General features: G+C 59.9%; 15 protein-coding genes. 8 read left to right on the forward strand and 7 right to left on the reverse strand.

From position 1 onward, the window contains the following. Positions 1-364 precede the first annotated feature (364 nt). From D8U73_RS00680 to D8U73_RS00705, 6 genes are all read right to left on the reverse strand, one after another. Positions 365-1,702, reverse strand: a complete 1,338-nt coding sequence (locus tag D8U73_RS00680; protein ID WP_130903462.1) for a HAMP domain-containing sensor histidine kinase — start codon at positions 1,700-1,702, stop codon at positions 365-367. A gap of 175 nt (positions 1,703-1,877) precedes the next feature. Then, entirely contained in the window at positions 1,878-2,327 is a 450-nt protein-coding gene (locus D8U73_RS00685) for an LTXXQ domain protein (RefSeq protein ID WP_130903463.1), read from the reverse strand. A 229-nt stretch (positions 2,328-2,556) separates the two neighbouring features. Then, positions 2,557-3,234, reverse strand: a complete 678-nt coding sequence (locus D8U73_RS00690; protein WP_056853056.1) for a response regulator transcription factor — start codon at positions 3,232-3,234, stop codon at positions 2,557-2,559. A gap of 7 nt (positions 3,235-3,241) precedes the next feature. Beyond that, on the reverse strand, positions 3,242-3,655 hold the full coding sequence (locus D8U73_RS00695) for a hypothetical protein (protein ID WP_056853055.1): 414 nt from the start codon (positions 3,653-3,655) through the stop codon (positions 3,242-3,244). Between the two features lie 110 nt (positions 3,656-3,765). Further along, a complete protein-coding gene (locus D8U73_RS00700) occupies positions 3,766-4,065 on the reverse strand; it encodes a YciI family protein (RefSeq protein WP_056853054.1) in 300 nt (99 codons plus the stop codon). Position 4,066: 1 nt separating this feature from the next. Continuing rightward, positions 4,067-4,663: a septation protein A gene (locus D8U73_RS00705; RefSeq protein WP_056853053.1), complete on the reverse strand. Its 597-nt coding sequence runs from the start codon at positions 4,661-4,663 to the stop codon at positions 4,067-4,069. A gap of 87 nt (positions 4,664-4,750) precedes the next feature. Here D8U73_RS00705 and D8U73_RS00710 point away from each other — a divergent pair, with 87 nt between their 5' ends. The 8 genes from D8U73_RS00710 to arfB all read left to right on the forward strand — a co-directional run bounded on the left by D8U73_RS00710 (position 4,751) and on the right by arfB (position 12,454). Continuing rightward, positions 4,751-5,614 carry a PHP domain-containing protein gene (locus D8U73_RS00710; RefSeq protein ID WP_056853052.1) on the forward strand — a complete coding sequence of 288 codons (864 nt, stop codon included), beginning with the start codon at positions 4,751-4,753 and terminating at the stop codon, positions 5,612-5,614. Between the two features lie 13 nt (positions 5,615-5,627). Then, positions 5,628-6,257, forward strand: a complete 630-nt coding sequence (locus D8U73_RS00715) for an L-threonylcarbamoyladenylate synthase (protein ID WP_130903464.1) — start codon at positions 5,628-5,630, stop codon at positions 6,255-6,257. A gap of 120 nt (positions 6,258-6,377) precedes the next feature. Further along, positions 6,378-7,076, forward strand: a complete 699-nt coding sequence (locus D8U73_RS00720; RefSeq protein ID WP_177336555.1) for a ScpA family protein — start codon at positions 6,378-6,380, stop codon at positions 7,074-7,076. Between the two features lie 11 nt (positions 7,077-7,087). Next, complete coding sequence (gene scpB, locus D8U73_RS00725) at positions 7,088-8,059, forward strand: SMC-Scp complex subunit ScpB (RefSeq protein ID WP_130903465.1); 972 nt, start codon at positions 7,088-7,090, stop codon at positions 8,057-8,059. A 262-nt stretch (positions 8,060-8,321) separates the two neighbouring features. Further along, on the forward strand, positions 8,322-9,542 hold the full coding sequence (gene rluB / locus D8U73_RS00730; RefSeq protein WP_130903466.1) for a 23S rRNA pseudouridine(2605) synthase RluB: 1,221 nt from the start codon (positions 8,322-8,324) through the stop codon (positions 9,540-9,542). A gap of 32 nt (positions 9,543-9,574) precedes the next feature. Next, on the forward strand, positions 9,575-9,850 hold the full coding sequence (locus D8U73_RS00735; RefSeq protein ID WP_130903467.1) for a hypothetical protein: 276 nt from the start codon (positions 9,575-9,577) through the stop codon (positions 9,848-9,850). A 563-nt stretch (positions 9,851-10,413) separates the two neighbouring features. Further along, positions 10,414-11,826, forward strand: a complete 1,413-nt coding sequence (locus D8U73_RS00740) for an amino acid permease (protein WP_056853047.1) — start codon at positions 10,414-10,416, stop codon at positions 11,824-11,826. A gap of 214 nt (positions 11,827-12,040) precedes the next feature. Continuing rightward, positions 12,041-12,454, forward strand: a complete 414-nt coding sequence (gene arfB / locus D8U73_RS00750) for an alternative ribosome rescue aminoacyl-tRNA hydrolase ArfB (RefSeq protein ID WP_056853046.1) — start codon at positions 12,041-12,043, stop codon at positions 12,452-12,454. Here the strand turns inward: arfB and D8U73_RS00755 are convergent. Beyond that, positions 12,451-13,650 carry an MFS transporter gene (locus D8U73_RS00755; protein ID WP_056853045.1) on the reverse strand — a complete coding sequence of 400 codons (1,200 nt, stop codon included), beginning with the start codon at positions 13,648-13,650 and terminating at the stop codon, positions 12,451-12,453. The genes arfB and D8U73_RS00755 overlap by 4 nt on opposite strands. Positions 13,651-13,708: the final 58 nt, after the last annotated feature.

Raw genomic sequence — 13,708 nt, forward strand, 5'->3', positions numbered from 1 at the left:
GGAACGCGGAGCGTCCCTTGAGGCATTCCCACGCAGAGCGTAGGAACGATCATCAAGGTCGATCTGGCCGAATTCGTCAGCGCCTGGCCAGCCGGTTAAAGATCGTTCCCATGCTCTGCGTGGCAATGCAGCCCGGGACGCTCTGCGTCCCATTGGAACGCGGAGCGTGACTTGAGGCATTCCCACGCAGAGCGTGGGAACGATCATCAAGGTCGATCTGGCCGAATTCGTCAGCGCCTGGCCAGCCGGGTAAAGATCGTTCCCACGCTCTGCGTGGGAATACAGCCCGGGACGCTCTGCGTCCCATTGGAACGCGAAGCGTGACTTGAGGCATTCCCACGCAGAGCGTAGGAACGATCATCACTTAGGCGACGGCCCCTGGCACCAGCGGAAATTCCAGGCTGGCAATGAATCCCCCCTCAGGATGATTGGCCAGCACCAGGCTCCCGCCATGCCGCTCCGCCGCACGCCGGGCGATGGCCAGACCCAGGCCATGCCCGGGCGCTGTCTGCCCGGGTGCCCGATAGAACGGCTCACCGAGCTGATTCAAGTGTTCGGTGTTTACCCCCGGCCCATGATCGCGCACGGTCACGACAATTTTCTCGCCATGACGTAGCGCCTGCATTTCAATCGGCAGCCCCCCTGGGGGATTGAAACGCTGGGCGTTGCGCAACAGGTTGTCCACGGCGCGCTCGATCATGGTCGGCCAGCCGGTGAGATTCAATTGTGGTTCGGCTTCCAGATGCACGAGTTGGTCAGGTGAGCCCAGTTGAGCATCCTTTTGCAGGGCGTTGAGCAGTCCGTTGAGATCCACCTCTTCGGCGCTGGCGTTGTCGGCATCGACTCGCGCCAATACCAGAATCTCGCTGATCAGTGCTTCGAGCCGGTCGCACTCACGGGTCAGGCGCGGCCAGAGCTTTTCCCGTTCTTCAGGCGTGGCCCGTTCGGCCAATGCCAGCGCTATGCGCAGGCGGGCGAGGGGGGAGCGCAATTCGTGGGACACGTCACGCAGCAATTGCCGCTGGCTGCCGATCAGGCTTTGCAGGCGTGCGCCCATGCGGTTGAAGTCGTTGGCCAGCACCCCGAACTCATCGCGGCGATTGGCCAGCTTGACCAGGCTGTTCTGCTGATAGGTGGTTTGCCCCAGATCATGCACGGCGCCGCGCAAACGGCTGAGCGGGCGGGTGATGGAGAGGGTCACGAACAGGCTGAACAGGGTCAGCACCACCAGCGCGATCCCTAGCGCACTCAATGGCCAGAGCAGGCTGTCGCGGTGCCAGGCATCGAGTTCCGGATGGGGAATGCGGTAGATCAGCAGGTAGGTATCGCCGGTTTTTTCGCTGGTGTATTCGTCGGTCAGACGACGCCAGGGCAGGCGGCGGTCATCGTTGTTCTGCCGTGCTTCGAAGGCTGCCGCGCGGCGGGGGAAGGTGCCGCGAACCACTGGGTCGCCACTTTCGTTGAGCACCTGAACGTCGATGTGATAATGGCGCTTGCGTTCCTGCAGCAGATCTTGTGCTGCGTCCTCACCTTGAGATTCGTATATTTGCGTCCACTCTTGCGCCAGGGTGTTGAGGCCCGGGTGGCGGCTGAGGATCCAGGCATCCTGGTTGAGCATGTGCCCGAGCAGAATGGAAAGCCCTGCAACCAGAGCGATGGCCAGCCAGAAGCTGGCCAGGATCCGCCAGAACAATGAACGCACAGAAAGCCCTCAACCAGACACGAATCATTGTAGGAGTGAGCCTGCTCGCGATAACGGTGTGTGAGTCAATAGTTGTATCAACTGACACTCCGTTATCGCGAGCAGGCTCACTCCTACATGGAAATCAACAACATCAGACCCAACGGTGTTCAGCAGTTGGGTCCGGGTTAACGCATTATTGCGCTTTTTGCGGTTGTTGCGCTTTCCAGGCCTTGAATTCAGCCCATTCGGCGCGACGCTCAGCTTGCTTTTTCTGGATTTCGTCGAATTTCTTCTGCTGATCCGGTTTCAGCAAGGCGCGGACATCAGCCTCCGCTTTTTTGTGGTTGGCGGCCATTTCGTCCTTCATGGCTTTCTGGTCGGCTGGCGACAGTTTCTCCAGGTATTTGTCGACCAGTTGCTTACGCTCATGCATCTGCTCGCCCATGATCTTGCGGATCTGCTCACGCTGTTCGCGGCTCAGGTCCAGTTGGCTGTAGGGGCCTTTACCGTGCATCCCGTGCATCTGGCCGCCGTGGCGCGGGCTATCCATCGGCCCATCCATCGTGCCGTGACCTTCAGGCATGGCCATGGCGACGGTGGGCAGGGCGGCAGCGAACATCAGAGCGATTAGGGTCTTGCGCATGGTGAATCTCCTTGTCTCATTCCCGGTACGTTCCGGATGAGTACAGATTACGCAGATCAAGGTCAGCGGCAGTCAGCGGAGTGTAAGGCTTGGGTAAAGATGGTTTTCTACCTTCCTGACAAAACAAAACCCTGTGGGATCCGGTTGCCAGCGATGGCGTCATGGTTTACGACGCATGGCTCAAGGCCCATAGCAGGCAAGCCAGTTCCCACAGTCAATCGGGTTGGGTTCAGAGACTGTAGTAATAACCGCGGCTACGCAGCGCCACGATGCGTGGACGCCCATCGGGGTGCGGGCCGATTTTCTTGCGCAGGTTGCTGACGTGCATGTCCAGGCTGCGGTCATACAGGGTCAGCTTGCGGCCGAGGGCGATTTGCGCCAGTTCCTGTTTGTCCAGTGGCTCGCCGGGCTGCTTGAGCAGGGCTTCGAGCAGACGGCTTTCGGAAACCGTCAGGGTCAGTTCCTTTTCATCGATGCTGACCACACCGCGTACCGGGCTGAAACACAAGTCGCCCAGTTCCAATTGGCTGGACACCGCGGCCGGATGGCTGCGACGCAACACGGCGCGCAGCCGGGCGGTCAGTTCACGCGGGTCGCACGGTTTGGCCAGGTAATCGTCGGCACCCAGTTCCAGACCCAGGATGCGATCCAGGGGTTCGCCGCGGGCCGAGAGCATCAGCACCGGCAGGTCCGGGTGATCGCTGCGTAACTGCTTGAGCAGTTCCAGGCCGCTGCCGTCCGGCAGCATCACATCCAGAACCACGGCCGCCGGAGAGGTTTCAGCCAGCGCACGACGGGCGCTCTGGCCATCGTGGCAGGCGCGAACCTGAAAGCCTTCCTGACTCAGCCAACTGCTCAGAAGCTCACACAGCTCCTGATCATCATCAATTAATAACAGTTCGCTCATGACTCACTCAATTTAGCCATTGTCGACGTTTTCGCCGTGCACCACTGGCGAAGATACCGCAGAGCAGGGCCAATAGCGCTACCCCGGCGCCAATGACGAACCACTGTTGCTGATCGGTCAGCAAACGCGGCAACGCACTGCCGGCCTGGGCCTCCTTGAGTTGCAGCTTCAGGCGCTGGTTCTCCTGGCGCAACCGGGTCAGCTGGGCGCTTTCGCGTTCGCCATCGGCATTCTGCAATTGTTTGCTCAGTTCTTCCCGTTGCCGTTCGCTTTCTTTCAAGCGTTGCTGCAACTCGTTGATCTGGCTGCCGGCGCTCAGGGACAAAGGCGTCGAATTGCCACCCTCGGAGCTTTCCTCACCGTGGGCGGGGGCCATGATCGACAACGTGACCAACAACAGACACAACGGACCTTTGCGCATCGCGACTCCTCATTCCAATACGAGTATTGGGAAGTTGTCGGCCGGCAAACGGGAATAATGAGCGCTTGAGAACGCGATGAACCGATAAGGTTCACCGCGTGAGGGAGGCGTTACGGCAGGACTTGCTTGAACGGTTTGACCAGAACGCTGGCGTAGACGCCTGCGGCGATGTACGGATCGGCATCGGCCCAGGCTTGTGCGGCGCTCAGCGAATCGAATTCGGCGACGATCAGGCTGCCGGTGAAACCCGCTGCGCCCGGATCATTGCTGTCGACAGCCGGATGTGGACCGGCCAGAACGATGCGACCTTCACCCTTGAGCACTTGCAGACGCTCAAGGTGCGCAGGCCGTGCGGCCAGGCGGGCTTCCAGGGAGTTGGCGACGTCTGTGGCAATGATTGCGTAAAGCATGTCAGTCCTCGGTTTTTGGCGATGGGGTATCGGCGTCGTGCAGATGACGGGACAGGTAGATGCCCTGGCCAATCAGGAACAGCAAGGTCATGCCCAGGCTGCCGAAGACCTTGAAGTCGACCCAGTAGCTCTGGAAGGTGAACGCGACGAACAGGTTGGCGGCACCGCAAAACAGGAAAAACACGATCCAGGCGATGTTCAGGCGCGTCCAGACAGGTTCCGGCAACGTCAGCGCGTGGCCCATGATGCGTTTGATCAGCAGGCGGTCACCGATGAAGTGGCTGCCGATGAAGCCCAGGGCGAACAGCCAGTTGACCACCGGCGCCTTCCATTTGAGGAAGGTTTCGCTGTGGAAGGCCAGGGTCAGGCTGCCGAAGACCAGACAGGCGACGAGGGTCAGCCACTGGCTCTTCTCCAGCTTGCGCTGTTTGATGAACAGCGCGCCGTAGACCACCAGCGAACTGATGATCAGCATCGCGGTAGCGCTGTAAATACCGCCTACAGTTACCTCATGGCCGGCGATGTCGACGACCCGTGGATCGATTTTGAAGACGATGAAAAACAGCAGGAGCGGGATGAAATCGATGAATTGTTTCACAGTGGCAGCCAGAAGCAGGATGTGGCGGCATAATAACAAACATATGGGCGCGCGATAGCGCCAGCTGATTTGAGGTTACAAAGCCCTGTGAATGTTGATTTGCACTGCCATAGCACGGCCTCCGATGGCGCCCTGGCGCCTGCGGTACTGGTTGCGCGTGCATTCGAGAAAGGCGTGCGAGTCCTGGCCTTGACCGATCACGATACCCTTGAAGGCATCGCCGAGGCCCGCGAAGCGGCGGATGCGCTGGGAATGCAACTGGTCAATGGCATCGAATTGTCCTGCACCTGGGGCGGGGCGACCATTCATGTGCTGGGCTACGGTTTCGACGTCCATGCCGCGCCATTGGTCGAGGCGATTGCCAAATTGCACGATGGCCGCTGGCTACGGTCCGAAGAAATAAGTCGCAAACTGGCGTTGAAAGGCATGCCGGGGGCGCTGGAAGGCGCCCGGCAGATCCAGCAGGAGCTGGGCGACAGTGGCAACGCTCCGGCCCGGCCGCATTTTGCCGACTGGATGGTCCGCGAAGGTTTTGTAAAGGATCGCGCCGAAGCGTTCCGCAAATGGCTGGGTGCCGGCAAGCTGGGCGACGTCAAGCAACACTGGCCGACCCTTGAAGACACCGTCGAAACCCTGCGCGCGGCCAAGGCCTGGGTCAGTCTGGCCCATCCTTGGCATTACGAGTTCACTCGCAGCAAGCGTCGTCGCCTGATTGCCGACTATATTCAAGCAGGCGGCCACGCGATCGAAGTGGTCAATGGCTATCAGCCCGCCGAGCAAGTGGGCAGCCTGGCCATCCTGGCTCGCGAGTTCGGTCTGCTGGTCAGCGCCGGCAGTGATTTCCATGGCCCGGGCGGGTGGTCGGAAATCGGTGAGTACCGCCCGCTCCCGGAGGATCTGCCACCCCTGTGGTGCCGATTCAAACATGACCCAGTTATTGCCGCCGTCTGAACAGGTAGAGAATGTGAGTCAATTTTTCCAGATTCATCCGGAAAACCCGCAAGCGCGCCTGATCAAACAGGCTGTCGAGATCATCCGTAGCGGCGGGGTGGTGATTTATCCCACGGACTCCTCCTACGCCATCGGTTGCCAGATCGGCGACAAGGTCGCCGTGGAGCGTGTGCGCCGTTTGCGTGGCCTGGACGACAAGCACAACTTCGCATTGATCTGCAGCGACCTGTCGCAACTGGGCCTGTTCGCCAAGATCGATACCGGCACTTTCCGCATTCTCAAGGCTCATCTGCCGGGGCCGTACACCTTCATTCTCAACGCCACCCGTGAAGTCCCGCGGCTGTTGCTGCACCCGAAAAAACGCACCATCGGCCTGCGGGTGCCGAGCCATCCGATCGCCTTGGCGTTGCTGGACCAACTCGGCGAGCCGCTGATGAGCGTGAGCCTGATCATGCCCGGTGAAACCGATCCGATGTTCGATCCTTATGAAATGCGCCAATTGCTCGAGCATCAGGTCGACCTGATCATCGACGGCGGTTTCGGCGGAATCAAGGCCTCCACGGTGATCAACCTCGCCGATGGCGAACCGGAAGTGATCCGCGTCGGTTGCGGCGATCCAACGCCGTTCATGGCCGAGGCGTAGATGTCTGCAGTAGAACCCGTCGACAGTCAGGCCGGAGCCCAGCAAGAGCTGCCCTTCGCCATGGTCTATGGCCAGGCGGTCATGGAAATGCCGCTGGATCTGTACATCCCGCCGGATGCGCTGGAAGTCTTTCTCGAAGCCTTCGAAGGCCCGCTCGACCTGTTGCTGTACCTGATCCGCAAACAGAACATCAACATCCTCGACATCCCGGTGGCGGAAATCACCCGCCAATACATGGGTTATGTCGAACTGATGCAGTCGGTGCGCCTGGAACTGGCCGCCGAATATCTGGTGATGGCCGCGATGCTGGCCGAGATCAAGTCGCGAATGCTGCTGCCGCGGGCCGAAACCGTCGAGGAAGAGGAAGAGGATCCGCGTGCCGAACTGATCCGCCGCTTGCAGGAGTACGAGCGTTTCAAGGCTGCGGCCGAAGGCATCGACGGCCTGAGTCGTGTGGGTCGCGATGTGCTGGTGCCCAAGCTCGACGCCCCGGAGGCACGGGCGCGCAAGTTGTTGCCGGATGTGCGCTTGTCAGAGTTGTTGATGTCGATGGCGGAAGTGTTACGCCGCGGCGACATGTTCGAAAGCCATCAGGTCAGCCGCGAGGCACTGTCGACCCGCGAACGCATGAGCGATGTACTGGAACGGCTCAAAGGCGGCGGTTTCGTGCCGTTCGTCGAGCTGTTCACCGCTGAAGAAGGGCGCCTGGGGGTTGTCGTGACGTTCATGGCCGTCCTCGAACTGGTCAAGGAATCCTTGGTCGAGTTGGTGCAGAATGAGCCGTTCGCCGCGATCCATGTCCGAGCCCGAGCCGAATAACGAGTTTAATCATGAACCTGAGTGAACCCCGCGAGCTGGCGCCATTGCTTGAAGCCTTTCTGTTGGCCTCGGGAAAGCCGCAATCCCTGGACCGTCTGTTCGAACTTTTCGAAGAGGGCGAACGGCCGGAGCCGGCGGTTTTCAAGAAAGCCCTGACCCTTCTCGGCAAGTCTTGCGATGGCCGGGCGTACGAGTTGAAAGAAGTCGCTTCCGGCTATCGTCTGCAAATCCGCGAGAAGTTTTCGCCGTGGGTCGGTCGCTTGTGGGAGGAACGACCGCAGCGCTATTCGCGGGCCATGCTCGAAACCATTGCCCTGATCGCCTATCGACAGCCGATCACCCGGGGCGAAATTGAAGATGTACGGGGGGTGGCGGTCAACAGCCAGATCGTCAAGACGCTGATGGAGCGCGAGTGGATTCGTATTGTCGGTTACCGCGATGTGCCGGGCAAACCGGCGATGTTCGCCACCACCAAGGCGTTTCTCGATCACTTCAACCTGAAAAACCTCGACGATCTGCCGCCGCTGGCGGAGTTGCGCGAACTGGAGCCCGACCCTGTGCTCGATTTCGACGACGCGCCTGTTCCGGCGGCGTTGCAGGAATTGGCGGACGCCAGCGCCGAGCCGGAAGAGCCGAAGGAGGAAACCAGTTTCCACACGCTGTTGCTGGAACTGGACAGCATGGAAGAGGGGATCAAGACCGATTTCGACGATTTGTTGCGAGATGGCGTGGCGCCTGAGTTGGATTCGGAGCAGCCGGACATCGAGCCCGAAACTGAAGTTTTGCAGATCGAACCTGAGCCGGAAATTGAACCCGAGCAGGAAGACGACATCCTCGGCGTGGCCGAGGCCCGGGAAAAACTCCTGGCTGCCGTTGCCGCACTGGAACAGCCGAAACCCGAGCCTGAACTGAGCGACGAAGAAGCCGAAGCCCTGGCCTTGGCCGAAGCCATCGAAGTCGAACGCCGCCAATTCGAAGACTGACACAACCCTGTAGGAGCCGGCTTGCTGGCGATCGCATCACCGCTATTCCTCCGATGCACCGTGGTGATGCCATCGCCAGCAAGCCGGCTCCTACAGAAGGTTTGCAACCATCGAGGTCACCGGTCGGCGGAAAATTAAGTAAGCCACCATCGATCGGCTACTCTCTGATGCGCAAACGCCCGCATGCGCGTATGATTCGCGACCCTTCGGCGATCCCTTCGCCCGAGTACCCAGTTTTCAGAACACACCGGGAGGTGCCCAGATGAGTATCAAAGACCAGAAAGACGACCAGGAAATCGGCCCAGCAGGCGAAAAACTGCAGAAAGTCCTCGCCCGTATCGGCGTCGGCTCGCGCCGTGACGTGGAAGCCTGGATCAGCCACGGCCGTATCAAGGTCAACGGCAAAGACGCCACCCTTGGTCAGCGTGTCGACATGCACGACGCCATCACCATCGATGGCAAGGTGATCAAGCGCGAAGAGGCTGCCGAGTCGGTCCGCCGCGTGATCATGTACAACAAGCCCGATGGCGAGATCTGCACCCGTGTCGACCCGGAAGGCCGCCCAACCGTGTTCGACAAGATGCCGCGCCCTAAAGAGGGCCGCTGGATCAACATCGGTCGTCTGGACATCAACACCACCGGTCTGCTGATGTTTACCACCGACGGTGAGCTGGCCAACCGCCTGATGCACCCTTCCTACGAAATGGACCGTGAATACGCGGTACGTGTGCGTGGCGAAGTCGACGACGAGATGATCGAGCGCCTGAAGGCTGGCGTTGTCCTTGAGGACGGCCCGGCCAAGTTCACCGATATCAAGCAGGCACCCGGTGGTGAAGGTTTCAACCACTGGTATCACTGCGTGGTAATGGAAGGTCGTAACCGTGAAGTTCGTCGTCTGTGGGAATCCCAGGGCCTGGTGGTCAGCCGTCTGAAGCGCGTGCGTTTCGGCCCGGTGTTCCTCAACTCCGACCTGCCGATGGGTCGCTGGCGCGAAATGAGCCAGTACGAAGTCGACATTTTGAGTGCCGAGGTTGGCCTGACGCCGGTCGCAATGCCGCAGATGAACGCCAAGAGCAAAGACAAGCTTGACCGGATGCAGCGTAAATCGTCGCGGCCGATGGCCAAGACCGAGCGCGTGCGGACTTTGCGTCCAGCCACTGGCGCGGCCGCTGCACCTGCCGCACCACGTGCAAGCCGTGAGCCGCAGATCGAAGGCGAGCGCCCAGGTCGCAAGCCTGTTGCCCGTCAGGACGGTGAGCGCGGCCCGCGTACGCCGCGTCCGGCCAATGGCCGTACCGAGCGTGGCGAAGGTCGTGGTACGCCGGTAGCGGATCGCCCGGCCGACACCAAGCGCCCGGCCAAGCCTGCGCCGAAGCGTCCGGGGATCAAGCTGGTCGACGGTGATACGCCATCGGGCAAGCGCCGTGGTGCACCAGCGGGTTCGGGTCAGCGCCCGGGCTTCGGTCGTCGCAAGCCGGAGTGAAGCAGCGGTAAGCTTCAGGCGACAAGCTGCATGTGAAAACGCCAACCTTCGGGTTGGCGTTTTTTTTCGTCCGGCTTTATGTCTGTGCTGTTTTTGAAGGCCTCATCGCGGGCAAGCTCAATCCCACAGCGTTCTATGCCGGGTACAAAACAGTGAATAAAACACAGATCCCTGTGGGCTTGCCCGCGATGGCGCCATATGCAGCACAGAGTTGCCCAAGGTGGAAAGCCAAAATTACAGCCTGTAAAGATTTCATGACGAAATCAACGGGTAAACCCCATGAAATCGCCTTCCCCTTGGTTTCGTAAGAAAATTCTTACGCGCCATTGCCTCGCATCCATCTTTCACCGCTCTAGCCCGCTTGTTTCAATACGCCATGCAGGGTCAGATGCGCGCCATGCCTGTCGTGCAGGTGCATAACAAAAAGGAGGCGCAATGAACGCCGCAATCCGTTTTCATTTCTCCGCAAGGGGCGTTTGGTTATTCGTCCCTGTCGCTGATCCGCAAGGGTCTGATCCTTTATTTGCAGCCGTCCGACTCGTTCGGGACGGACACGGGCAATCCCGGCCATAGACACGCTTGTCCAGCGGGTCTGGCAGCAGGGGGTTAGCGGTGTACAATGCGCGCGTTTTACCTGTGACCTCCTGCGCATCTGCGCAAACCTCAAGGCTATCCGCCTTGTTCACTCCGCCGCGTCACGAGCGTGTCGGGTTCGATTTCGTCACAGATAAAAACAAACAGGTGACGCATGACCGTTGTAAATACGCTGAACTCCTGGTGCCTGCGCTGGGGTTTGATCGGTGCCGCTTAACGCCTTTGCTGAGCAGCAACGTCTTCTGAACATCATCAAACCTTGCGTGAGACCCTTTTCATGAGTGGACAAAACTCGCATTCAGGCGAGCTGAAACGCGGCCTGAAAAATCGCCACATTCAACTGATTGCCCTCGGTGGCGCGATCGGTACCGGTTTGTTCCTCGGTTCGGCCGGGGTGCTGAAATCCGCCGGGCCGTCGATGATTCTCGGCTACGCCATTTGCGGCTTCATTGCCTTCATGATCATGCGCCAACTGGGCGAAATGATTGTCGAAGAGCCGGTGGCCGGTTCCTTCAGCCACTTCGCACACAAATACTGGGGCGGTTTTGCCGGTTTCCTCTCGGGCTGGAACTGCTGGATCCTGTACATCCTGGTGGGCATGTCCGAACTGACAGCCGTCGGCAAATACATCCACTACTGGGCGCCGGACATCCCGACCTGGGCCACCGCGGCAGCGTTCTTCGTGCTGATCAATTTGATCAACCTGGCCAACGTCAAAGTGTTTGGCGAAGCCGAGTTCTGGTTCGCGATCATCAAGGTCGTGGCGATTGTCGGCATGATCGGCCTGGGCAGCTATCTGCTGGTAAGCGGTAACGGCGGCCCACAGGCTGCGGTGAGCAATCTGTGGTCCCACGGTGGCTTCTTCCCGAACGGCGTCAGCGGTCTGGTGATGGCCATGGCAATCATCATGTTCTCTTTCGGCGGCCTGGAAATGCTCGGTTTTACCGCCGCCGAAGCCGACAAACCGAAAACCGTGATCCCGAAAGCGATCAACCAGGTGATCTACCGGATCCTGATTTTCTACATCGGCGCACTGGTGATCCTGCTGTCGTTGACTCCATGGGACAGCCTGCTGACTACCCTGAACGCTTCCGGTGATTCCTACAGCGGCAGCCCGTTCGTGCAAGTGTTCTCGATGCTGGGCAGCAACACCGCCGCGCACATCCTCAACTTCGTGGTCCTGACGGCGGCGTTGTCGGTGTACAACAGCGGCACCTACTGCAACAGCCGCATGCTGTTGGGCATGGCCGAACAGGGCGATGCGCCGAAAGCTCTGGCGAAGATCGACAAGCGTGGCGTGCCGGTTCGTTCGATCCTGGCGTCGGCTGCGGTGACGTTGATTGCGGTCCTGCTGAACTACCTGATTCCACAGAACGCACTGGAACTACTGATGTCGCTGGTAGTAGCGACCCTGGTGATCAACTGGGCGATGATCAGCTTCTCGCACTTCAAGTTCCGCCAGCACATGAACAAAACCAGACAGACGCCGTTGTTCAAGGCCTTGTGGTACCCGTACGGGAACTACGTCTGCCTGGCGTTCGTGGTGTTCATCCTTGGCGTGATGCTGATGATCCCGGGGATCCAGATCTCGGTGTACGCGATTCCGGTGTGGGTCGTGTTCATGTGGGTTTGCTACGGCATCAAGAACAAGCGCAGTGCCCAGCGTGCCATGCAGGCAGCGGTGGAGTAACTCCGCGCAAAAACAACAAACCCGGCCAAGTGCCGGGTTTTTTGTTTTCAGGCTTCACACAAAACCCTGTGGGAGCGGGCTTGCCCGCGATGGCGGAGTGTCAGGCGCTATCAATATTGAATGTGCCGGCCTCTTCGCGGGCAAGCCCGCTCCCACAGGTTTATCAGCGCATCATTCGCGGTATCCTGCACGCTCTGACTACGGACGTTTTTCCATGCTGGTGATTTCCAACAATGTGCATCTGCCGGATGCCGAGATCGAGTTGACCGCCATTCGTGCCCAGGGCGCGGGTGGGCAGAACGTCAACAAGGTGTCGAGCGCGGTGCACCTGCGCTTCGACATTCCGGCGTCTTCCTTGCCTGAGTTCTACAAGGAGCGGCTGCTGGCGTTGCGCGACAGTCGGATCACCAGTGACGGCGTGCTGATCATCAAGGCCCAGCAATATCGCACGCAAGAGCAGAACCGCGCCGATGCCCTGGAGCGTTTGGTCGAGCTGATCCAGAGCGCCACCAAGGTCGAAAAGAAACGCCGCCCGACCAAACCGACCCTTGGCTCGAAAACCCGTCGGCTCGAATCCAAGAGCAAGCGCGGCAACATCAAGGCCGGGCGTGGTAAGGTCGATTTCTAGCGCGCATCCCGGGTTTCACGCAGCTTCGGAGCCTGACGATACAAGTAGACGCTGAGCGCCAGGCCACTGAGTGCCGCCAGCGCGGCGAACAAAAAGATCGACGCAAAACCGAAACCGGCCGCAATGGCACCGGCCAGCGGTCCGGTGATCCCCAGCGACAAATCGATGAACAGTGAATAAGCCCCCACTGCCGCGCCACGGCTGGAGGCGGGCACCAGATTGACCGCTTCCACACCGAGCGCCGGAAACACCAGCGAGAAACCGAAACCCGTCAAAGCCGCGCCTGCCAGCGCCCAGTACGCGTCGGGTGCCAGCCACAGCAACAACAGGCCCAGGGTTTCTACCGACAAACAGGCAATCGCCACGCGAAAGCCGCCGAGGCGGTTGATCAGGTTGCCGAACAAAAGGCGCGCGCCAATGAAGCTGGCACCGAACAGGCTCAGGCATAACACCGCGTTGTCCCAGTGCTGCGTGGCGTAATACAACGTAATGAACGTGGCGATGGTGCCGAAACCGATGGAGCCCAAGGCCAGGCCGCAGCCGTGCGGCAATACTCGGCCGAGCACATGCATGAATGGCAAGCGCTCACCGACAACAATGGGCGCGGCGGTTTTCGGCCAGGCCAGCAGCAGGCCAAGCGCAGCCAGCAGCACGATGCTGACGCCCATGCTCCACAAGCCCATTTTGCTGACCAGCAATACGCCCAGCGGCGCGCCGACCGCCAGCGCGCCATAGCTGGCAATACCGTTCCACGAAATGACCTTGGCGGTGTTCGCCGCGCCGACCCGGCCGATGCCCCAGCCAATTGAACCCGAGCCCACCAGACTTTCCGCGCTGCCCAGGACCAGGCGGCCGATCAACAGGCTGATCAGGCTGAGCATCGGCAAGCTTTGCGTCCAGGCTGAAATCAGCATGAACACACCGCTCAAGCCACAACCGGCGAGGCCATACATGACCGCCAGTTTGCTGCCTTTGTTGTCGATGATTTTCCCGGCATACGGGCGGCTGAGCAGGGTGGCCAGGTACTGCACGCTGATTACCAGGCCCGCAATCACTGCGCCGAAGCCCAGGTCGCTATGGACATAACCGGGCAATACGGCCAAGGGGATGCCGATGTTCAGGTAGCCGATGAAGGTAAAAAGGACGATGGATACAACTTGCAGCGTGACCGCCAAGGGGCGCTGGTGTTCAGGCATGGGTAAAGGTCCACGGTAAAGCAGGATAGATAGGCTGCTTATGATAGCGGGGCTGGCT

It is taken from the genome of Pseudomonas sp. Sample_22 (assembly GCF_004307635.1).
Lineage (GTDB): Bacteria > Pseudomonadota > Gammaproteobacteria > Pseudomonadales > Pseudomonadaceae > Aquipseudomonas.